The sequence below is a fragment of the Candidatus Eremiobacteraceae bacterium genome (assembly GCA_036511855.1).
Classification (GTDB): domain Bacteria; phylum Vulcanimicrobiota; class Vulcanimicrobiia; order Eremiobacterales; family Eremiobacteraceae; genus JABCYQ01.
This window is the reverse complement of record DATCBN010000066.1, coordinates 12,575-32,095: the sequence shown is the minus strand read 5'-3', so window position 1 is coordinate 32,095 and position 19,521 is coordinate 12,575. Positions and strand designations below refer to the sequence as shown.

At 61.8% G+C, this 19,521-nt stretch carries 25 protein-coding genes; 5 read left to right on the top strand and 20 right to left on the bottom strand.

What is annotated here, in order from left to right; all coding sequences use genetic code 11:
* From mscL to VII69_09040, 5 genes are all read right to left on the bottom strand, one after another.
* The coding region (gene mscL, locus VII69_09060; GenBank protein HEY5095249.1) for a large conductance mechanosensitive channel protein MscL at positions 1 to 267 on the bottom strand (267 nt) is incomplete at its 3' end.
* 11 nt (positions 268 to 278) lie between these two features.
* Complete coding sequence (locus tag VII69_09055) at positions 279 to 965, bottom strand: hypothetical protein (GenBank protein HEY5095248.1); 687 nt, start codon at positions 963 to 965, stop codon at positions 279 to 281.
* Positions 966 to 984: 19 nt separating this feature from the next.
* Positions 985 to 1,161: a hypothetical protein gene (locus VII69_09050; protein ID HEY5095247.1), complete on the bottom strand. Its 177-nt coding sequence runs from the start codon at positions 1,159 to 1,161 to the stop codon at positions 985 to 987.
* Positions 1,162 to 1,201: 40 nt separating this feature from the next.
* Positions 1,202 to 1,603, bottom strand: coding sequence for a hypothetical protein (locus tag VII69_09045; protein ID HEY5095246.1), 402 nt, complete (start codon positions 1,601 to 1,603; stop codon positions 1,202 to 1,204).
* Between the two features lie 42 nt (positions 1,604 to 1,645).
* Positions 1,646 to 2,233, bottom strand: coding sequence for a DUF4126 domain-containing protein (locus VII69_09040; GenBank protein HEY5095245.1), 588 nt, complete (start codon positions 2,231 to 2,233; stop codon positions 1,646 to 1,648).
* An 85-nt stretch (positions 2,234 to 2,318) separates the two neighbouring features.
* Here VII69_09040 and VII69_09035 point away from each other — a divergent pair, with 85 nt between their 5' ends.
* Genes VII69_09035 through VII69_09025 form a run of 3 tightly spaced genes read left to right on the top strand, consistent with a single transcriptional unit; the run spans position 2,319 to position 3,512 of the window.
* Positions 2,319 to 2,669: a metalloregulator ArsR/SmtB family transcription factor gene (locus tag VII69_09035; GenBank protein ID HEY5095244.1), complete on the top strand. Its 351-nt coding sequence runs from the start codon at positions 2,319 to 2,321 to the stop codon at positions 2,667 to 2,669.
* On the top strand, positions 2,659 to 3,135 hold the full coding sequence (locus VII69_09030; protein HEY5095243.1) for an SRPBCC domain-containing protein: 477 nt from the start codon (positions 2,659 to 2,661) through the stop codon (positions 3,133 to 3,135). Before VII69_09035 ends, VII69_09030 begins: the two co-directional genes overlap by 11 nt.
* Positions 3,132 to 3,512: a DoxX family membrane protein gene (locus tag VII69_09025; protein ID HEY5095242.1), complete on the top strand. Its 381-nt coding sequence runs from the start codon at positions 3,132 to 3,134 to the stop codon at positions 3,510 to 3,512. The genes VII69_09030 and VII69_09025 overlap by 4 nt, the downstream gene beginning before the upstream one ends.
* On the opposite strand, the gene VII69_09020 is transcribed toward VII69_09025, so the two are convergent.
* The 13 genes from VII69_09020 to hrcA all read right to left on the bottom strand — a co-directional run bounded on the left by VII69_09020 (position 3,509) and on the right by hrcA (position 14,970).
* Entirely contained in the window at positions 3,509 to 4,741 is a 1,233-nt protein-coding gene (locus VII69_09020) for a choice-of-anchor tandem repeat GloVer-containing protein (protein ID HEY5095241.1), read from the bottom strand. The genes VII69_09025 and VII69_09020 overlap by 4 nt on opposite strands.
* A 117-nt stretch (positions 4,742 to 4,858) precedes the next feature.
* Positions 4,859 to 5,767, bottom strand: coding sequence for a hypothetical protein (locus VII69_09015; protein ID HEY5095240.1), 909 nt, complete (start codon positions 5,765 to 5,767; stop codon positions 4,859 to 4,861).
* Positions 5,768 to 5,893: 126 nt separating this feature from the next.
* Positions 5,894 to 6,760: a MurR/RpiR family transcriptional regulator gene (locus VII69_09010; GenBank protein HEY5095239.1), complete on the bottom strand. Its 867-nt coding sequence runs from the start codon at positions 6,758 to 6,760 to the stop codon at positions 5,894 to 5,896.
* Positions 6,761 to 6,814: 54 nt separating this feature from the next.
* The gene (locus VII69_09005; protein HEY5095238.1) at positions 6,815 to 7,180 is read right to left on the bottom strand and encodes a hypothetical protein; all 366 of its coding nucleotides are present in this window, start codon (positions 7,178 to 7,180) and stop codon (positions 6,815 to 6,817) included.
* A 5-nt stretch (positions 7,181 to 7,185) separates the two neighbouring features.
* On the bottom strand, positions 7,186 to 7,569 hold the full coding sequence (locus VII69_09000; protein ID HEY5095237.1) for a septum formation initiator family protein: 384 nt from the start codon (positions 7,567 to 7,569) through the stop codon (positions 7,186 to 7,188).
* Positions 7,550 to 8,524 (bottom strand): acetyl-CoA carboxylase carboxyltransferase subunit alpha, encoded by a 975-nt coding sequence (locus VII69_08995; protein HEY5095236.1) that lies wholly within the window; start codon positions 8,522 to 8,524, stop codon positions 7,550 to 7,552. The genes VII69_09000 and VII69_08995 overlap by 20 nt, the downstream gene beginning before the upstream one ends.
* Positions 8,521 to 9,369 carry an acetyl-CoA carboxylase, carboxyltransferase subunit beta gene (accD, locus tag VII69_08990; protein ID HEY5095235.1) on the bottom strand — a complete coding sequence of 283 codons (849 nt, stop codon included), beginning with the start codon at positions 9,367 to 9,369 and terminating at the stop codon, positions 8,521 to 8,523. The genes VII69_08995 and accD overlap by 4 nt, the downstream gene beginning before the upstream one ends.
* A gap of 6 nt (positions 9,370 to 9,375) precedes the next feature.
* Entirely contained in the window at positions 9,376 to 10,119 is a 744-nt protein-coding gene (locus VII69_08985; GenBank protein HEY5095234.1) for a polyprenol monophosphomannose synthase, read from the bottom strand.
* A 177-nt stretch (positions 10,120 to 10,296) separates the two neighbouring features.
* Positions 10,297 to 11,034 carry a class I SAM-dependent methyltransferase gene (locus VII69_08980; GenBank protein ID HEY5095233.1) on the bottom strand — a complete coding sequence of 246 codons (738 nt, stop codon included), beginning with the start codon at positions 11,032 to 11,034 and terminating at the stop codon, positions 10,297 to 10,299.
* A 32-nt stretch (positions 11,035 to 11,066) separates the two neighbouring features.
* Entirely contained in the window at positions 11,067 to 11,798 is a 732-nt protein-coding gene (locus tag VII69_08975) for an RsmE family RNA methyltransferase (protein ID HEY5095232.1), read from the bottom strand.
* 3 nt (positions 11,799 to 11,801) lie between these two features.
* The gene (locus tag VII69_08970; GenBank protein ID HEY5095231.1) at positions 11,802 to 12,695 is read right to left on the bottom strand and encodes a 50S ribosomal protein L11 methyltransferase; all 894 of its coding nucleotides are present in this window, start codon (positions 12,693 to 12,695) and stop codon (positions 11,802 to 11,804) included.
* Entirely contained in the window at positions 12,692 to 13,813 is a 1,122-nt protein-coding gene (gene dnaJ, locus VII69_08965; GenBank protein HEY5095230.1) for a molecular chaperone DnaJ, read from the bottom strand. The genes VII69_08970 and dnaJ overlap by 4 nt, the downstream gene beginning before the upstream one ends.
* Before the next feature lie 29 nt (positions 13,814 to 13,842).
* Positions 13,843 to 14,970 (bottom strand): heat-inducible transcriptional repressor HrcA, encoded by a 1,128-nt coding sequence (gene hrcA / locus VII69_08960; GenBank protein HEY5095229.1) that lies wholly within the window; start codon positions 14,968 to 14,970, stop codon positions 13,843 to 13,845.
* 66 nt (positions 14,971 to 15,036) lie between these two features.
* Here hrcA and VII69_08955 point away from each other — a divergent pair, with 66 nt between their 5' ends.
* Both VII69_08955 and VII69_08950 read left to right on the top strand, forming a co-directional pair.
* Entirely contained in the window at positions 15,037 to 15,849 is an 813-nt protein-coding gene (locus VII69_08955; protein HEY5095228.1) for an SDR family oxidoreductase, read from the top strand.
* 66 nt (positions 15,850 to 15,915) lie between these two features.
* Positions 15,916 to 17,244, top strand: coding sequence for an alkaline phosphatase family protein (locus VII69_08950; protein ID HEY5095227.1), 1,329 nt, complete (start codon positions 15,916 to 15,918; stop codon positions 17,242 to 17,244).
* A gap of 109 nt (positions 17,245 to 17,353) precedes the next feature.
* On the opposite strand, the gene VII69_08945 is transcribed toward VII69_08950, so the two are convergent.
* Together VII69_08945 and VII69_08940 are read right to left on the bottom strand one after the other, a co-directional pair.
* Positions 17,354 to 19,297 (bottom strand): ATP-dependent DNA helicase, encoded by a 1,944-nt coding sequence (locus VII69_08945; GenBank protein ID HEY5095226.1) that lies wholly within the window; start codon positions 19,295 to 19,297, stop codon positions 17,354 to 17,356.
* Positions 19,282 to 19,476 carry a hypothetical protein gene (locus VII69_08940; GenBank protein ID HEY5095225.1) on the bottom strand — a complete coding sequence of 65 codons (195 nt, stop codon included), beginning with the start codon at positions 19,474 to 19,476 and terminating at the stop codon, positions 19,282 to 19,284. Before VII69_08940 ends, VII69_08945 begins: the two co-directional genes overlap by 16 nt.
* Positions 19,477 to 19,521: the final 45 nt, after the last annotated feature.

Sequence of the window (19,521 nt, the reverse complement as noted above, 5' to 3'; positions counted from 1 at the left end):
GGGTTTGACGACGAAGAAGAAAACGGCACCAGCGACCAGCACGAACGAAAGCAGCGCATTGATGAAGTCGCCGAGGCCGAATACGCTTCCGTTGACCGTGAACTGGATCGCCGAAAAATCCGGCTTGCCCACGATGGCTGCGATCAGCGGGGTGATGAGGTCCTTCACGAACGCGGTGACGACGGTGCCGAACGCCACGCCGATGACGACGCCGACCGCTAGGTCGACGACGTTGCCGCGGAACAGGAACTGTTTGAAATCGTTCATCGACGCGCTACCTACGACTTTTCTTTGGTGGCGTCCACGACGACGATCGCGGGATCGTCGCTGCCGTTGACGTCTCGCAGCGCCTCGATGGTCATGCCGATGGGCGCGCTGGGATCGAGCGCTTCGGTCACCGACACGCCCGTTTCTTTCTTCACCTGTTCATCGATGGAACCGCGCATGCTCGCCGGAAGCATGCGGTATTTGTCGACGAGGCCGAGCATGAATCCGATTTTGTCGTGCGCGAGCGTCGAATCGATGACGGCGATGATGGCGCCTTTGGAGCCACGTTTGAACACGGCATAGGTGACGCCATATTTCCCGGCGGCCGCCACGGCTTGGGGGCGTTGCGCCGTGGAGACGAACTCGTACCCGGCGGGTGGCGCAGACTCCAACTTCTTGAGCCAGGACTTGACGTTGGCAAGCGACGCCGTGCTTTGCGCGATCATCGTGTGACCGTGGTACGTGCCGATGCCTTGCGACATGGCCGTGCCGCCCGCACCTTGCGCGTTGGTGATGGCCTGGTTGAACGGCTTTGCGTCAAGGATTTTGGCGTCCGCGCCTAACGGAAAATCGGTGGGATTGCTGATGGTCCCGGGCGTCACGCGCGGCGCAGCGGCGGTATTTTTCCCGCCATTGTCGGCGCATCCGGTGCACAGCAATCCAACCATGGCGAGAGTTAAGGCCGTTGTCCGCTTCATGATCGACGCTCCCCGCTGCTCACTTCCGCTCGATGCTGCGTTCGACGCCTTCGACGCCGGTGACGACGGCTTGCTCGGCGCCGGTCACTAACCCGATGATCCAACGAATCGTGGCTATGAATCCGATGACCGCGAAGATGAAGATGATAAAGAGAACCCACGCGAATGAGTGGGCAAGATTGACGACCCATTCCATGGCGAACCTTCCCTTTCTCGACCGGAGTCGAGGTTAGCTGTTAATCGCCGCCCGGGCTTGCGTCGGGTGCCGGCGAATGTCTGTGGGAGCGCATGCTGCCCGCGGCGTGATCTCCCGCAGTGACGGCATCCGCCTTGCACATATACTTGCCGTCCACGGTGCGCCCGAAATACGGATCGGTGGACTCGTGAAACGATTTGGTCTTCAGATTCACCCAGACCACGACATCGCCGGTGCAATGCAGATCGGCCGGCACCGGAACTGCCTTAGCGAGCGGCTTGGCCATGTATCCGTGATGAGTTCCGGACATCATGGCGGGCGCACCCGACGCGGCGGCGGTGGTGGCCGTTGACGAAGTATCGCTGCTGCCGCTGCCGCATCCCGAAAGCATCGCGATGGCGCAAATCGCAGCGAACGAAGACGAAAAACGCTTAAGAATCATTGCTTTGAAGTTCCTTTCCTTCGACGTTCGCGCGGCTTTCGGTCACGTCTGCTGTTCGTCCTCCGCTACGCGTCGCCGCGCTCGCGCGCGAATGCGCCCGGCCACGACGAGTAATAGAACCACGAGCACGAGAGCAAGAACGGCCGCAACGATCGGCATGGTGATCGCGAGCGCGCTCCCTCCCAACGCGACGATGTCTTCGCCGACGCTCAACACCGGGTTCGCTGCGCCGAGCGTCGCGGCCGTGCTCGCGGCGCGAGTCGCCGCCGCCGCGCCGTGAACGACAAACGCATTGAGCGCTCCAAGCACCATAAGTCCGATCAGCTCGCCTTGGTTCGGCGCGTGGACCGTGCCGCCGACGAGAATCGCCGCTGCTGCGGGCCTGACCACGAAGTAGACAACGTGCAGTGCGTTGTCGATGACCGGGAACTTATCGGCGAGAATCTCCAGCACGGCGAAGACTGCTAAGACGATGCTTGCGGCGTCCGAACCGAGCCACGCATAAGGCGCATTGAGATGGATCCACCCGGCGTGCGCCGCGAGCGACGCGACTAGAAGCGCGAGGAAGCCGCGCAATCCGGCGGTCGTCGTCAAGGCAAATGCGAGCGCGTATTCTGTGGTCGTATCCATGATTTGCCAGCCGGATTGTTCGCCCGACGGTGCGCCCCCTCGATGGGGTTGACAACCGCGGCCGGATGTTCTAGTATTTAACCTAGTGGTAAAATACGACGAAGCGGCTCTGACCCGCACGTTCTCTGCACTTGCCGATCCGACGCGCCGTGCGATTCTTGCGCGCTTGGCATCGAGCGAGTCATCCGTCACGGAGTTAGCGGCGCCATTTGAAATGACGCTTCCGGCCGTGTCCAAGCATCTGAAGGTACTCGAGCGCGCCGGATTGATCGTGCGCGGTCGTTCGGCACAGTGGCGACCGTGCCGCCTCGATGCCGGCCCGCTGCGAAATGTCGTGGGATGGCTCGACGACTATCGTCGATTCTGGGATGAGAGATTCGAGCGGCTCGACATATATCTAAAAGACATTCAGAAAGGGCGCACCGATGGCCGCTGAGGCTGACGCTTGCTCATCGAAATTCCCGGATCTCACGATCACGCGCGTTTTCGATGCGCCTCGAGATCTTGTGTTCCAGGCTTGGACCGACCCGAATCAGCTCGCGAAGTGGTGGGGCCCCCACCACTTCACAAATCCCGTGTGCGAGGTGGACGTTCGTGAAGGCGGTGCGATCCGTATCCATATGCGGGGCCCGGAAGGCACGGTGTATCCGATGACGGGCGTTTTTAATGAAGTAGTCGCGCCCGAACGGCTTGTCTTTACGAGCACTCCCCTTGATGAAAACGGCGATCCGCTGTTTGAGATACTGAACACTGTGGTATTCGAAGAGCAGGGCGAAAAAACGAGGCTCACCTTGCACGCGCGCGTGCTCTCGGCAACCGACCAAGCCGCCCAATATCTCGACGGTATGGAAGAGGGCTGGACCCAGAGTCTCGAGCGTCTTGCGGAGGTTTTACCAACGTGATGAGCGTGATCGCGCGAATACTCTTGGGGATCATATTTCTCGTGCTGGGCCTCAATGGGTTTTTCCACTTCCTGCCCACGCCTCCGATCAGCGGCATGGCCGGAGCCTTCTTCAACACCATGATCGACTCGCATTTCTACATCATGGTTTTCGCCGTGCAAGTCATCGCGGCCGTCATGCTCTTGATCGATCAGTATGTTCCGTTGGCATTGGTCTTGCTCGCATCGGTTCTCGCGAACGTACTGAATTTCCACATCACCATGCTGCCGAGCGGATTGCCGCTCCCGTTGTTCACAACACTGCTCTGGTTCGTCACCGCGTGGCCTTTGCGTTCGCACTTCGCGCAGCTCTTCGTTCGCAAAGTGAAGGCCGTTTAGGGATGGAAGCTGTGGAGGATCCGCTCGCCGTACTTGACTCCATGCGGTGTCAGCTTGTAGACGCTTCCAATCCCGTAGGTGCCGCCGTAAACCGTGGTTCCATACAGCGCGCCTAGGCCGTCTTCGATGACCGCCGCATAGGGGAAATCTCGACCTGTGAAGCGATGGATGACGTGGTAGCTATAATCGTTGCCGTTCGGCGTCAGCTTGAAAACAGTTCCCGGAACTGCGTCGCCTCCCCGCGTTGTGCCGTACACCGACCCTGAGCTGTCGACGATCACCGCGGCGAATGGCCACTTGCCGTCGGACCCGCCTCCAAACGTGTGGAGTACGCTCGCGTTGTAGCCGCCGCCGGATGGGCTGAGCTTGAACACAGAGCCGCAGCCGGCTTGCGCGCAGAATGGGTCTCCGCCATTCACAGCCGTGCCGTAGAGCGCGCCTGCGGCATCGGCACTGAGTGAGGCGCTGGGCTCACCTCCGCCTGAGCGGCCGTCGAAATTGAACAATATCGATTCACTGTATTGATTGCCATTCGGCGTGAGTTTGAAAACTATACCTTTTCCGAATGCGCCGCCGCCCGAAGTCGTGGCATAAAGTGCGCCGCTCGAGTCTGCTAAGAGCGATGACGGACCGGCTCCGTCGGCGCCGCCCTGAAAGCTGTACAGCACGCTTTCTAGATAAGCGTTGCCGTTCCGAGTCAATTTGAAGACGACTCCTTGGCCGATATCTCCACCGCCGCTCGCGGTGCCGTAAAGTCCGCCATGAGCATCTTCGATGAGTGTGCATTGCGGCGAGCCGCCGTCGGAACCGCCTTGGAAACTATACAACACTTTCTCGCTATAGCCGGTCCCATTCGGCGTTAGTTTGAAGACCGAGCCCCTATCGGCTGTGCCGCCAACCCAGGTCGTGCCGAATAGCGCACCTGCGTTATTGCCGAGGAGGCCGGCCATAGGATCGCCGCCGTCCGGTTTGCCTTTGAATTGATACAGCACGCTCTCCCGGTAGCCGCTGCCGTTCGGCGTAAGCTTGAATACCGTTCCCCATTCGGATCCGCCGCCGGTTTGTGTCGTGCCGTAGAGCGCACCCGACGAGTCGCCGATGAGCGGGCCCTTAGGACTCGCGCCGTCGAGTCGCAATGGGGCGTTTAACGACGCAGCATCTGCGCCTTGCGTGAGTACCCCGCAAGACAGCGCGGCCAATAATGCAATACCGGAAAGCTTAAATACCATATGTGCTCTCCTTCTATTTCTGCGCCGTCGACGCGCGCTCGCGGGCGCTTGACGTGAAATTCGTCTCCTATCGAGCATTCTTCCCGCCGGCCAAAGCTCCGCTAGGTTATAGTGTGACTACGATCCGGCGTGTTCCAGCAAATAGCCCGATAGCAGATCGGCTTGAACGACCGCTACTTCATATGCGTTAGCGGCGACAGCGATCGACTCGACGACGAGAAGCCCGGCGGCGATGATGTCGGCGCGCTGGGAGGACAGACCGTGCAGTTTTTTGCGCTGCGCCACCGGGAGCGCCGTCACCGCGCGGCCGAGATCTGAAAGGGCCGCTGTGCCGATTCGCGCCACACCGTCAGCCGTGTCGGCTTGCAGCATGCGAACCGCTGTCGCCGACGTGCCCCCGACAAATGCCAACATGCCTTTAGGCCGCATTGCTGCATCGATGCCCGCGAGACTAAGCGCGATGGCGGCCCGGCAGCGCTCGACTTCATCGCTGGTCGGTGGATCCGATTTCAGAAAACGTTCGGTGAGACGAACCGCTCCAAGCGGCAATGACGATGTGCGCACCGGCTGATCGTCTCCATCGCAGCGAGCGATCTCCGTGCTGCCGCCGCCGACGTCCGCCACGGTCAGCCCGGCATCGACTTTTACGCCCGCCGCCGCCAATCCGTGTCGGGCGCCGGCAAACGAGGCGAGTGCTTCTTCGTCGCCCTCGAGTATGTGCAGTTCGGCGCCGGTTATTTCATGCACGCGCGCGGCGAACGCGCTCGAGTCGGCCGCTTCGCGCAGTGCGCTCGTGCCGATCGCGAAAACTCGGTCCGCATGTTTCGCAAGTTCCGCATAATCCTTGACGGCCGCCAGCGTGCGCTCTGCCGCGGCGGGCTCAAGCAACTTGCCGGGCGCGATGCCCTCGCCCACGCGCGTGCCGCGCGATTCGTGATATTCCGGCTTGAACTGGCCGTCGGGTTCGAACGAAGCGATCAACAAGCGGCACGAATTCGTACCGATGGAGATGACGGCGGCTCTCACTGTCGTGTTCTGAGGGAGGGTGACTGTACTAGGGCAAGCATCGCTTGCCCATTTTTTGGGGGCAAGCGATGCTTGCCCTAGTACGGCTTGCCCTAATACGGATTGCCCTCGTACATCGGAACTTCGTCAATAGCGTTTGGCTGCCGATGCCTGGCGCGTCTTTTGGATGAAGCCAAGCGACTTGTCGTAGCGCGCCAGGGCCACTGCGAGGTAGACGGTGTCGAGGATGGAGAGCTGCGCGAGTCTGCTGGTCATCGCATCGCTTGAAAATGCGGTCTCACGCGCGGCGGTGAAAAGGGTGATATCGGCGACTCGTGTGATCGGCGACGTCGCATTGTGCGTGACGCATATCGTGGTAGCGCCGTTTTCCTTCGCGGCGCGCAGCGCCTCGACCACATCGCGGCTGCTCCCGGTGTGCGAGATGCCAAGCGCCACATCGTCGGGCCCGAGCAGTGCCGCAGACGTCGCGAGAAAATCCGCGTCCGACATCGCAAAGCACGTGATGCCGATGCGATGGAACTTGTGGTAGGCGTCGTAGGCGATCGATGACGAACCGCCCACGCCGTAGATATCCATCCTGCGTGCCCGCCCTATCGCGTCCGCGGCGCGTTGAAGGCTGGCGTCGTCGAGCACCTCGATCGTGTCTTTGAGCGCCTGGATGTTCGCTTGGAAGACCTTGGACTTCAACTGCTGGATGGAATCCTGCGGCGTGATCGCTTCGAAGATGGTGTCGGCGGGCGCCACAAGATCGCGCGCCAACATGATCTTGAATTCTTGATATCCCTTGTAGCCAAGTTTTTGGCTCAGCCGCACCACGGTGGATTCGCTCGTTGCGGTTGCGTCGGCAAGCTCGGTGACCGTGAAGTGGATGAGCTCTTCGGGATGCGCCTTGATGAAGTCGGCGACGCGTTTTTCAGCCGTCCGGAGCGCGGTATAGACGCCATCGATGCGAATGAAACAACCCGGGACATTGACCGGCTCGACCTGCGACATGGCGCAAAGGTTGGCCCTCTCGCCGATATCCCCCTATGCGCTTGTGTGTCGCGCCTACGAACGCCGCTTGCCGGCGTGGCGATCGAACTTCGGCGGCCGCAGGTCCGACGCCGCGCCGCGCGGATCCCATTCCGCCGTCTGGCGCAAATAGTCGGCTATCTTCTGTTCGAACGACGTGGACGGCGCGCGTTCCGGCGCGCGGTCGGAACCGCGTTCCGCTGCGAGGATAACTCGCGGTCTGCCGCTGGATTCGTCGACGATTTCAAATTCGAACGCGGGCCTGCGCCGTTCGGCCACTGCGCGCCGGATGGCGGGAAAACACGAATCGTCGGATGCAACGGTCGCGAGCCGTCCGTCGTCCAATCGTACGACGGCGCCAAACCGGCCCGCTTGCACGACGGTTCCGCGAACGACCTCCACGAGAACTACCTGAAAGCCGGTGCCGGCGTCTGCACGACGATGAAGACCTCGTGCGGTTTTGTCAAACCCAATTGTTCGTGGATGAGCGGCACGAGATATTCCGGATCGTGCAGGGCCTTGATCTTCGCCTTCAGCGCTATCGACGAGGCGGCGAGATTGGCATTGCGTTGTTCGAGTGCCACTATCTGCCTATGCAAGCGATAGGATTCGGCTCCGACGCGCCACGCTTGCAGACCACACGCGGCGAACACGACGACTGCGCCCGCGACGAGCGCGCAACGCACGACGATCATTCCCACGCGCGAAACTGCCGCGCGCCACGGCGCATGGACCGGCGCCCGCGCCAAGCGGACGGCCTTGTAGCCGAGGCTACCGCGCCGCGCGGTCAACCGCCAGCTCCGCGTGCGATCCGATCTTTCGATATTTTTCGTAGCGGCGGTCGAGAAGTTCGTCGGCCGTCAACTTGTTCAGTGCGCCCAGCGCGCGAACGTCGGCCTCGAGCACGCGCCGGACCGTGTCGGCTGCATCGCTGTGCGCGCCGCCAGGCGGCTCGACGATGACTTCGTCGACGATGCCGAATTCGAACAAGTCGTCGGACGTCAATCGCAGGCGTGTCGCCGCTTCTTCCGCCTTCGACGCGTCGTGCCACAAAATCGATGCGGCCGGCTCAGGCGACGCGACCGAATAGACGGCGTGCTGCAACATGCCCACATAGTCGCCCACGCCGATCGCCAGCGCTCCGCCGCTTCCGCCTTCGCCTATCACATTCACTATTATCGGCACGCGAAGGCCGGTCATCAACTTAATCGATGAGGCAATTGCCTCGGATTGACCGCGCTCTTCCGCTCCTATTCCAGGATACGCGCCAGGCGTATCGACGAACGTCAGCAACGGCCGGTCGAATTTCTCGGCGAGCTGCATGATGCGTTGGGCCTTGCGATAGCCCTCCGGATGCGGCATGCCGAAATTGCGGAACAGGTTTTCTTTGGTATCGCGGCCTTTCTGCTGTCCGAGGACGAAGACCGGCGTTCCCGACAGATACGCGAACCCTGCAACCATGGCGGCATCGTCGGCATAGTGCCGGTCGCCGTGCAATTCGGTGTAGCCCTCCAACGCGGAGATGTAGTCGAGCGCCAGCGGCCGCCGCGGATGGCGCGCGAGGTGCACTCGCTGCCAGGGTGTGAGATTCGAGAAGATCTCGACCTTGAGCTCCCGGGCTTTTTCCTCAAGGGCGCGGATCTGGCTCGACAGGTCGACGCGTCCAGACTCGTTGAGTTTCTTGAGGTCGGCGATCTTGTCTTCGAGCTGCGTCAGCGGCTGCTCGAGTTCGACGATGACGTTCATGCCGAGACCGCCTTGTCGCTGAGGAAGCGCAGCACGCGGCCAAGGCAGCTCTTCATTTCATTGCGCCGGACGACCATATCGATCTGCCCGTGTTCGAGCAAGAATTCTGCCGACTGAAATCCGTCCGGTAGCTTTTGCCGGATGGTCTGATCGATGACGCGCCGGCCGGCAAAACCTATCGCCGCGCCGTGTTCGGCGATGATCACGTCGCCTTGGAAGCCGAACGATGCGGAAACGCCGCCAGTGGTTGGATCGGTGAGGACGGTGACGAGCGGCAATCCGAGCAGACCGAAGCGCTCAACGGCCGCCGAAGTCTTGGCCATTTGCATGAGCGCGATCATGCCTTCTTCCATTCGCGCGCCGCCCGACGCGCACACGAGCACAACCGGCAGTTTGCGGCGCGCCGCCTCCTCGAGCAAAAGCGTGATCTTCTCGCCGACGACACTTCCCATGGTGCCGCCGCGAAATGCGAAATCCATGACGCCGAGCGCGGTCGGGAAGCCTTCGATCGCGCAGAAACCGGTGACGACACCTTCGAGCAGGCCGGACTTCGCGCGGTCGGCGGCGGTCTTTTGCGAATATGGAACGCGGTCCATCCAGAGAAGCGGGTCGCCCGTGACGAGATTGCTCGCGATCTCTTCGAAGTCGCCGTCCGCCAGCAACGCGATACGATCGAGCGCGCCCATGCGCAGATGATGCCCGCACTTCGGGCACACACGCAGGCGCTCGACGAGATCCTTCTTATACAGCCGTTCGCCGCAGCTTGGGCAAAGCTCCCAAAGCGGGTCGGTGGAACTTTCGGGCTTGACGGATCGCCGCTTCAGCCAATTCGGAGAAGGTGCCACGGTCGTCTACTCTCGCCCCGTTTCGGGTGCGCCCGCGCTCGCGCTATGCGGTCGAGCGTTGCCGAAATACATCTTCGACAGTTGCTTCAAGTAGTTGAAGATCTCGCCGCTGTTGAGTTTGCTCTCGCCGTGGGTTCTATCGGTGAAGACGTACGGCACTTCCTTCACTTTTTGGTACTTCCCTTTCATCACAACTTCGAGACCGATCTTGAAGCCTATCGGGTCGAGCTCAACGCCGTCGATCACTTCTCGTTTGAAAAACAAGTAACCGGACGTGATGTCTCGCACGGGCGTCAACGGTTGCGCGAGCATGATCGCCACGCGTGACGTCACACGTCTGCGCCACGGCCAATTCGTGATGCCGCCTCCCCGAACGTAGCGGCTGCCGATCGCGAGTTGGTATTCGCCGCTCGTCAGTGCGCCCACCAACTGCGGCACGATTTCGATATCGTGACTGAAGTCGGCATCCATCACGCCTAGAATCGGCGACGCACATGTCTTCCATCCGTCGATGACCGCCGATGCTAAGCCAAGCTTGCCCGCCCGGTGAACGCAACGACAAGGATAACGGCTCGCCAAGCCATCGACGATGGCGCCGGTGCCGTCCGGCGAGTTATCGTCCACGATCACGATCTCGCCATCGACGCCCATTTTTTGGAATATACCGCTCAACGCTGCGATGAGCTTTTCGATGCCGCCGGCTTCGTTATACGTGGGGATGACAACGGATACGGCATATGCGTGAATCACGTACTACTATGTTCTGTCCCGCGTTTTGATTCCCCTGTGCTGCGTGTAGGGGCCGACTTTTATGGTTGGCCCCGCTTGCCCCGTCATTCCGGTAGGAGGGTGAGCAACCCGTACTAGGGTGAGCATCGCTCACCCATTTTTTGGGCAAGCGATGCTTGCCCTAGTACGATTGCGCTACTACAGTGCGGCTGCACGCGTGACGAATACCTCGCGCTGCCAAGGATCGACGAAGACGTGCGGTGGCTTGAATCTCGCGCGCGCGAACGATTCGTACCAAGCCGGCCTTGTGAAAATTCCCTCGATATGTTTGTCGTGGGCGACTTCTACCAAACCGTCCGCGTCGCGAGTCAATATCGCGAAATCCACTTCGTACGTCGAAGCTCCTGGAACCGCCGCGTGCGTCCATTGGAGATACCGGACGCCGCGGCCGCTGCCGTCGTCGGCATCGTGTCCTCCCGTGTCCTCCCCCGCCTCTAATGTTTCGGCGACGTTATCGGGCACCACGACGATCACACCATCGTCAGGGAGGTGTGCGCGCGCCGTCGCGAGCGCCGCGTCGAGATCTTGCATGGTGGTCATGTACATGATCGCGTCGTGGATGAGCACTGCATCGAACGTCTTTCCTAAGCGCACGCTTCGCATGTCTCCTCGAACGTGCTCGGCGTCGGGGTTGAGGCGCTTGCTCACGTCCAACATCTCTTGGTTCAAGTCTACGAGCGTCAGACGCCCGTGCGGCGCCAGGTGCGACGCGATGTTGCCGCCGCCGGAGCCGAGCTCGAGCAGGCTCGCCGGAAATCGCCCCATCTCGTTTTCGAGCGCAGCGATGATCCAGGCTGCCTCTTCATCATACTCATTCGGAGCCGAGAACAACGGCCACCAGGTGGCTAAGTCGGTGTAGAGCCGGTGGTCCGGCATTGAACTATCCATCCTATCTGCCTGTGGGCGGCTCACCACCAACCCGCGCGCGACGCAACGGCTGCGAGCAGCGCAGCGGCCGCGGTTTCGGTGCGTAATATCGTGGGACCAAGTGAGACGACGTGCGCACCTTGCGCGGTCGCGGCGTCGACTTCGTCACGATGCAGGCCGCCTTCTGGTCCGACCGCGATGACCACTGCACCTTGCAGCCGGTGCGAGCGCATCGCGGTCTCAAATGTTCCAGGCGGCGCTGCTTCGAACGCGACGAGCGTCAATGTGCCGGGCGCGTAACGCGCGAGGGCGTTGCCCCAAGATATGGTCGCGTCAATCGCAGGCACGACACGGCGTCTGGACTGCATGGCCGCGGCACGCGCGATGCGCCGCCAGCGTTCCAATTTGTTCGACCCGCCCTCCGCTTCGCAGCGTTCGCACTTCATCGGCACGATGCGTACGGCGCCAAGTTCTACCGTTTTTTCCACGACTTCATCGAATTTCGCGCCCTTCGTCAGCGCTTGCAGCACGACGACCGGAGCCGGCAACTCGCCGCCTTGGTCGGATGCATGTCGAAGCGCGCGCACTATGACGCCTCGCTTCCTCAGGTGGTCGAATTCTGCATCCCATGCGACGCCCGACGAAACTAGTGTCAACGGTTCGCCGATGTTGCAGCGAAGTACGGTGGATGCATGATGCGCGTCGGACAAGTCAAGAACGACCAAAGCGCCCGCCGCCACCTCGAAGTCCGTGAAATAACGCGGCACCGCCATGCGCTACGATTTCCGATGTGCGAACGCTAACCATTCGCCCGCACGCCGCTGTGCGTGCAGACGCAACCCTTGAGCTGCGAAGGACGCAAGCACTTCAGCACGTCCGCGTTTGGTCACGCCGCTCGTCACAAGCGTGCCGCCTTTGGCAAGACACTTCGCCAATGACGCCGCCAATCGCACGAGCACGTTTGCCGTGATGTTGGCCATCACGAGCGGCGCGCGGCCGAACGCGGAAGGCACGCCGCCGGCGCGGCGCAGAGAGGCCGGTCGCAAACCGTTTGCGCGGAAGTTGTCGCGCGCGGCGGCGACGGCCACCGGATCGACGTCACACGCATACACTTGAGCGCCGGCAAGACCGGCGGCGATTCCGAGTATGCCCGAACCGCACCCGATGTCGATCGCCTTGCGGCGGGTTTTGACAAGCGGCAACATCATGCGCAGCGCCAGGGCCGTGGTGGGATGTTGCCCGGTGCCGAATGCCATGCCTGGATCCATCCAAAGCGTTCGACTGCCGCGCGGCGCGCGAAAATCCTTTTCCCAGCTCGGCGCGATCCACAATCGCGGCGCGATTGCGAATGGCCGATAGAAGCGCTTCCACGACTCGGCCCAATCCTCGTCGCGGACGGTCACGGCGGCGCAAAGCCGGGCACCGGGCAAAAGACCGGCGCGGCGCGAGCGCGCGAAACGGGCTTTCAACGATTGCGCGACCGATTTCGGGCCAGTAGAGTGGACGAACGCGCTCACGCGCAGCAGAACGCCGTCGTGGAACGCATCTTCGCCGGGCTCTTCAACGACGACGGCCGAACCTGTGGCTTCGTTGAGCAGCGCGGACGCAGGCTCGACGTCGGACTGCCGGACGAGCATCGAATAGCGTCGCCACGTCTGCGGCGCGCTCACTCGCCGCCGAACGCCTCTTTGATCTTCGAGATGAACCCTTTGCCGTCGACTTCGTCGCCGCCGGCGCGCGCGAACTCTTCGAGCAAGTCGCGCTGCTTTCGCGTCAACGATCTCGGCACGCGCAATCCAACGTCCACTAAGAGGTCGCCTCGCGCCGTGCCACGCCCGCGTGGCGAAGGCAGGCCGCGGCCGGCAATTCGAAATGTGGTGCCGGGCTGCGTGCCGGGGCTGAGCTGCAAGACTGCCGGCCCGTCAAGCGTGTCGATCTCAAGTTTCGCGCCGAGCACCGCTTGCGTGAACGAGACGGTCGTCTCGCAGCGCAGATGTGGTCCTTCGCGTTCGAAAATGTCGTGAGGCTTCACGCTGAAATAGACGAAAAGATCGCCGGCCGCGGCTCCACGCTCGCCCGCTTCGCCTTGACCGGTGAATCGCACATGGTTGCCGGTCTCCACGCCTTTTGGAATCGTGATGTTCACCTTGCGCCGGGAGTCGCGCCGTCCTTTGCCGCCGCACGTTTTGCATGGGTCGGCGATCACATGTCCGGACCCGCCGCAGCGCGCGCACGGCGCCGACGTGACGAAGCGGCCCAGCGGCGTATCGCGGACGGCGCGCAGTTGGCCGGACCCGCTGCAGTCGCGGCACAAGGTGGGCTTTGCCTTCGAAGCGGATCCGGTGCTCGCGCAGACGTCGCAGGGACCGAGCTGATCAAACGCGATCTCTCGTTCGCCGCCTCGCAATACTTCTTCCAGCGTGATCTGCAGGTCGTAGCGCAGATCCGCGCCCGGCTGCGATCCGGATCCACGGCGAGCGCCCGCGCCCCCGAAGAACATGTCGAAGATGTCGCCTATGCCGTCGCCGAAACCGAAGCCGCCTTGGGCGCCTCCAGGGCCTCCGGTGGTGCCGAAGCGATCGTACTGCGCGCGTTTTGAAGGATCGGATAAGATCTCGTACGCCTGATTGATCTGTTTGAACTTCGTCTCGATTTCCGTCTTGTTCCCGTCGCGCACGACGTCGGGATGGAATTTTCGGGCGAGCGCACGGTATGCTTGTTTGATCTCGTCGTCGGATGCCCCGCGGGCGACGCCGAGTATATCGTAAAGATCGGTTTGTGCCGGCACGTTATCGATCGTCGCTTTCGTGCCCGACTTCAGTCGAGCGCATCACCTTCGAAAAGGGTATGGAGACTGCCGGCCATGCAGTTCATGAGGGCGATGAGCCGCGCGTATTGCATGCGTCGCGGGCCGAGCACGCCGACCGCTCCGACGTTGTGCGCGCCGACGCGATACGGCACGGTGACCACGCTGCATTCGTTCATGTCGGCGTTGCCGAGCTCATGGCCTATGCTGACGGTTGCCCCGTCGTTCACCAAAGACCTTTGCAGCAGGTCGTAGAGCGTGCGTTGCTCTTCCAGCAGATCCAAGATCGCGCGGAGCTTGCGCAGGTCGCGGAATTCTTGCTGGTCGAGTAGATTATGCGCACCGCCGGCGAACAACCGTTTTTCCAAAGCGGCCTCGCTTTGCGCCGCGAACAACTGCGACAACACGGTCACGACCTCGGCCGGCAACTGGGTCTCCGCATCGAGCTCGCGCAGCGCCGCGTACGGCACGTCGGACACCATGCGGCCCGCAAGTTTTGCATTCAAGATGTTGCAGGCACGCGTCAGATGATCGGCGTTGACTTCCACCTCGGTCTCGATGGTGGTCTGCGCCGCAAGGCCGAGATCGGTGACGAGCACGATGTGCACGGTGTGGGGTCCGACCCAGATCAATTGCACGTGTTTGAACTGCTGACTCTTGAGCCGCGGCGCGATGGCGAAAGCGATGTTGCGCGTGACGCTTGAGAGCACGTGCGACGCGTGTTCGACGACGGTGTCCAGTTGCCGGCTCGCGCGGCGCACTTCGGTGTTGATGCGAGCCGCATCTTCGCTGGTCAGCGACTCCGGCAGCATCAGCCGGTCGACGTAGTAGCGGTAGCCTTGGTCGGATGGGACTCGGCCCGCGGACGTGTGCGGCTGATCGAGATAGCCTTCTTCTTCCAAGCTGGCCATTTCGGCGCGCACGGTGGCAGGGCTGACGCCTAGATTATATTTGGAAGTGAGCGTCGCCGATCCGACCGGTTCGCCCGTCGCGATATATTCGTAGACCACCGTGCCGAGGATCGACGTTTTGCGACGATCGAGCGGGGCATCGCCGGCAATCGAAAAATGAGCGCCGTCCCCGACGGGAGCCGCGCCCTTGAGTTTCTTGCCGGAATGGCTTTCGTTGGATTTTGACATTAGCAGTCTAGTGTTTCGAGTGCCAAAAGCGGCGCCCCTGCGTGGCGGAGCCCGCAGGCCCGTTCTATGTCCCGCCTGAACCCGACCGCGATGAGTTCTTCTACTAGTACGCAGCCTGCACGAAGGGTTGCGCTGGTCAGCGGCAGTGCAGCCGGTCTGATGCGTGGCGTATGCGTGAGCCTCGCGCGGCGCGGCCACGACATCGCGTGCAATTTCAAACCCGACCGAACCAATGCGGACGAAACGCTGGCGGCCGTGCGCGCCGAAGGAGCGCAAGCCGAAGCCTTCCGCGCCGACGTGGCGGACCCCGCGCAAGCTGAACAGCTCGTGGGGCAGGCCGCGGCGCGATTCGGCCGGCTCGACGTCCTCGTCTGCGGCGCCGGACCCATGCTCGTTCGAGACCTGCACGCTACGGCGGCGGAAGATTTTCGCGCGATGATCGACGGCAATCTCACGTCGGTGTACGCCTGCTCGCGCTCGGCGCTCTCATTCATGAGGGCACAGAAATTCGGCCGCATCATAGCCTTTGGAATGACCGGCAGCGAAACCACGCAAGGTTTTCGTCATCTCAGCGCCTACGCTGCCGCGAAAGCCGGTGTTGTGGCGTTCATCAAATCGATCGCGCTTGAGGAAGGGCCGAACGGCGTGACTTGCAATGCGATCTGCATCGGAGACATCCGCGACAAGAGCGCGGACCGCGCCACGGCTCGAACGCGGAAAGAATATCGCAATCCCACGACGAGGCCGGGAAGCTGGGAAGACATCGGGGACGCCGTTGCGTACCTCGCGGGCGATGAAGCATCGTTTGTGAACGGCGCCGTACTCACGGTGGGCGGCGGTTGGCAAGGTTTTTTCGCCGACTACGCGCGCTGGCACTGATTTTTTCATTCAAATTTTATCCCCGCGGCTAGGATTGTCAGGCTATGGAGTGCGTATCACCTAAGCGTGAAGCGATTGCTTGGACTTGCCGGTTTGATCTGTCTCGTACTGACGCAGACCAATTGCGCTGGCGGAGCGGGCTTCGGTCCCCTGCCGAGAGTCACAACGCCGCCGACCACCCCTCCCTCCACCACGCCCATCAAGCACATCGTCATCATCGTTCAGGAGAATCGCTCGCCCGACGATTTGTTCCACGGGCTGCCCGGCGCGGACGTCGCCAACACCGGCAAGGATTCGCAGGGACACACTCTAGCGCTCCAGCCCGTAGCGCTAGTCGCTAATATTTTTCTCTCTCATACACATGACAGTTTCGTCAAGGGCTACGACCGCGGCAAGATGGACGGCTTCGACCTCGAGGATCAATCTTGTCCGAGTCCTCCGTGCGCGTATAGCTACGTGCCGCCTTCGCAAGTCCATCCGTATTTCGAACTCGCCGAACAATACACGTTCGGCGACCGCATGTTTCAGACGAATCAGGGTCCGAGTTTTCCCGCTCACCAATACTTGATAGCCGGCACATCCGAGCCGTCGGTCGGGAGTCCGCTGCTGGCGGCGGAGAACCCGCATACGCAAAACGGCGTAACCGTGGCCGGCTGCGATGCGCCGGCCGGGACTACGGTGGCCATGATCGACCCGAACGGCAACGAATCGTCGACGATGTTCCCGTGCTTTGAGCATCCCACGCTCATCGATCTGCTCGACGCGAACAATATCTCATGGAAATACTACGCGCCGAATGCGGGCTCGATTTGGACCGGACCCAATTCGATCAAGCACCTGCGGTTTGGCGCCGATTGGAACAAAGTCATCATTCCGGAAACCAAGGTCCTCACAGACATCACTTCGGGCCAGCTCCCCGTGATCTCATGGATCATCCCGGATGCGGCCGCATCGGACCACCCGGGGTCCACCGACGGCAGCGGGCCGTCATGGGTCGCTTCGATCGTCAACGAGATCGGCCAGAGCGGGTATTGGAACGATACCGCGATCTTCATCGTCTGGGATGATTGGGGCGGCTTCTACGATCACGTTCCGCCGCCGAATATCTTCAACTCGTACGAGCTTGGCATGCGCGTGCCGTTTATCGTCGTCTCGCCATATTCCAAACCCGGCTACGTGTCACACGTCGATCACGAATTCGGCAGCATTCTGCGCTACGTCGAAGAAGACTACAATCTCGGTTCGCTCGGATTCACCGACGCCCGCGCCGACGATCTCTCCGACTGTTTCGATTACCTTCAGACGCCGAACGTATTCCATGTCATCTCGGCGCCGATCGGTCCAAAATATTTCCTGCGGCCGGGCGCCGTCCACGGTCCGCCGGACGACGACTAACACTTCGTCTCCGACGCGTTTGAAATCGGCATGGTCGAGGGCTTACTTTCGCGCCGAGAGAGGCAATTGGCGCCGTCGCCGGCCTGACCCGATCGAGTCCACCGCAACGTCACTCACCCGAAGTCGATGCGGATCGTAAGAACTCTCGAACTTCATCTAACTCGTGCACGCGTCGCGCCGGTGGGAGCGCGGCCAAGATGCGACGGCCGTAGGGCATCGTCTCCAACCTGCCGTCGAGCACGCACATCAAACCGATATCTGAAGCGCTGCGGATCAGCCGGCCCAACCCCTGTTTCAAACGCATGATCGCTGCCGGCACGCTCAACTCATTGAACGGATCGCCGCCCGCTTCGCGCACGGCTGCCGCGCGAGCGACGAGCACCGGATCGTCGGGCGGCGGGAACGGAATGCGGTCGATGATCACGCATGACAGCGCGTCGCCCACGACGTCGACGCCCTCCCAAAACGATGCGGTCGCGAACAACACCGGATTTTTCTGCGCGCGAAACCAATCCAAGATCCGGCCCTTCGGCATGTCGCCTTGCACCATCGAAGGATACGAAAGCTGCGGCGCGACGATGGACGCCACCGTACGCATCACCGCGTGTGACGTGAACAAGACGAACGCGCGGCCGTTGGTGGCGTCGAGCACGTCGCACACGATGCGGGCCGCGTCGTGTGCGAACGTGGCGCTCTTCGGATTAACACGCGCCGGCGGCAGATACAGCATCGCCTGACGCGCATAGTCGAACGGCGATTCCACGACGATCTCGTCGATCGGCGCGTCGGTCAGCCCCACTTGGCGACGCAAGTACGAGAAATCATGGCCAGTCGCGATGGTGGCTGACGTCATCACCACGCACGCCGTCTCATCGAAGAGCCGTGCTCGTAAGATCGGCGCAACCACTGCGGGTGCAGAAATCGCGGCATATGCCGAGCGGGCGTCGCCTTGACGCTCCGCCCAACTGATCCAGTCGCCTTCCATGAGGCGCATGCGTTCGATCGCCTGCGTGTGGGCAACCACCGCATCCACCAACAAGTCGCGCCTGCGCTCCAAGGCCTCAACATCTAAATTCGGAAAGCGCGACGCATCGCGCCAACGTGACGCCACCCAGTTCTCCACGCGATACAGCGCGCGTTGGAGCGGTTCGAGCAGTTCCATCGCGCGGTCGTTCTCGTGCAGCGGATAGCGCGGACGCGATCCGGCTCCAAGCGCCGCCGAGAATTCCTCTGCCGCGTTGGAAAGCTCGCCGTCCAAGAGGACATCCATGTGGAAGTACCGCGCGAGTTTGCGCTGCAAGCGGCCGATCGATGCCCGGGAGATGGACGACGAAAAGGCGGCGGTCGCCCACTCATCGATCTGATGCGCCTCGTCCAATACCGCGTACTCGAACGGCGGGATGAGGCCGCCGCCCATCGCGAGGTTCAAGAAAAACAGTGCGTGATTCACGACCACGATGTCGGCGTGGCGCGCGGCCTCGCGGGCGCGCATGTGGTGACAGCGTTCCGGCCCGAAAAACTCGCATGCTTCCATAATGCAGTCGTCGGCGTCGGTGTCGACCTCGCTCCACAGCCGCGCCGCCGGAACAAAATCCAGTTCGGCCCGATCCCCGGTCTCGGTCTGCTCCGCCCACGCGAACAGCCGGCGCTCGTCATCGGATCGTGCCATCGATGTTTGGCGATAAAGCTGGCCGATTTTATCTTTGCACAGATAGTTGGAGCGGCCTTTGAGCTGCACGACCCGAGCAGGCGAGGAAAGCGCGCGCAACACCAACGGAATGTCCTTGGTGAGCAATTGTTCTTGCAAGGCGATGGTCGCCGTGGAGACAACGAGGCGTTCGCCGCTTAGCAGCGCCGGCACGAGGTAGCCGAACGACTTTCCGGTGCCTGTGCCGGCCTCGGCCATCACGTGGATGTTTTCGAGCATCCCGCGCTGCACGCGTTTTGCGTAGTTGACTTGCGCGGGCCGAAGTTCGTAGCCGGGAAGACACCGCGCGATGAGCCCGTCCGGGCCCAGTGCGTCTTCGATTGTCGGAATCAGGCTTCGTCCCACTCTCCGCGGCGAGCGCGCTTGCGCGCGAGTTGGCGCTCGCGTTCGAGCTTGTTCTTGGAGATTTGGGCGTGACTATTCACCGGCAACGCAGGCCTCTGCGCCCGCTTTTGCTGGATGACGATCTTTTCTTTGATCTCGCGCAGCCGTGCCGGCGCGGCGGGATTCTTCTTGCGGGGCATAGAGACGTTGGTTCAATGCGAGGTCGAGGGTAGTCCTGGAAATTG

Excerpts from the sequence above, each read along its gene's own strand:
- VII69_09055 (HEY5095248.1), bottom strand. The coding sequence starts at position 965 with ATGAAGCGGACAACGGCCTTAACTCTCGCCATGGTTGGATTGCTGTGC.
- VII69_09050 (HEY5095247.1), bottom strand. The coding sequence starts at position 1,161 with ATGGAATGGGTCGTCAATCTTGCCCACTCATTCGCGTGGGTTCTCTTT.
- VII69_09045 (HEY5095246.1), bottom strand. The coding sequence starts at position 1,603 with ATGATTCTTAAGCGTTTTTCGTCTTCGTTCGCTGCGATTTGCGCCATC.
- VII69_09040 (HEY5095245.1), bottom strand. The coding sequence starts at position 2,233 with ATGGATACGACCACAGAATACGCGCTCGCATTTGCCTTGACGACGACC.
- VII69_09030 (HEY5095243.1), top strand. The coding sequence starts at position 2,659 with ATGGCCGCTGAGGCTGACGCTTGCTCATCGAAATTCCCGGATCTCACG.
- VII69_09020 (HEY5095241.1), bottom strand. The coding sequence starts at position 4,741 with ATGGTATTTAAGCTTTCCGGTATTGCATTATTGGCCGCGCTGTCTTGC.
- VII69_09010 (HEY5095239.1), bottom strand. The coding sequence starts at position 6,760 with ATGTCGCAGGTCGAGCCGGTCAATGTCCCGGGTTGTTTCATTCGCATC.
- VII69_08995 (HEY5095236.1), bottom strand. The coding sequence starts at position 8,524 with ATGAACGTCATCGTCGAACTCGAGCAGCCGCTGACGCAGCTCGAAGAC.
- VII69_08980 (HEY5095233.1), bottom strand. The coding sequence starts at position 11,034 with ATGCCGGACCACCGGCTCTACACCGACTTAGCCACCTGGTGGCCGTTG.
- VII69_08975 (HEY5095232.1), bottom strand. The coding sequence starts at position 11,798 with ATGGCGGTGCCGCGTTATTTCACGGACTTCGAGGTGGCGGCGGGCGCT.
- hrcA (HEY5095229.1), bottom strand. The coding sequence starts at position 14,970 with ATGTCAAAATCCAACGAAAGCCATTCCGGCAAGAAACTCAAGGGCGCG.
- VII69_08955 (HEY5095228.1), top strand. The coding sequence starts at position 15,037 with ATGTCCCGCCTGAACCCGACCGCGATGAGTTCTTCTACTAGTACGCAG.
- VII69_08940 (HEY5095225.1), bottom strand. The coding sequence starts at position 19,476 with ATGCCCCGCAAGAAGAATCCCGCCGCGCCGGCACGGCTGCGCGAGATC.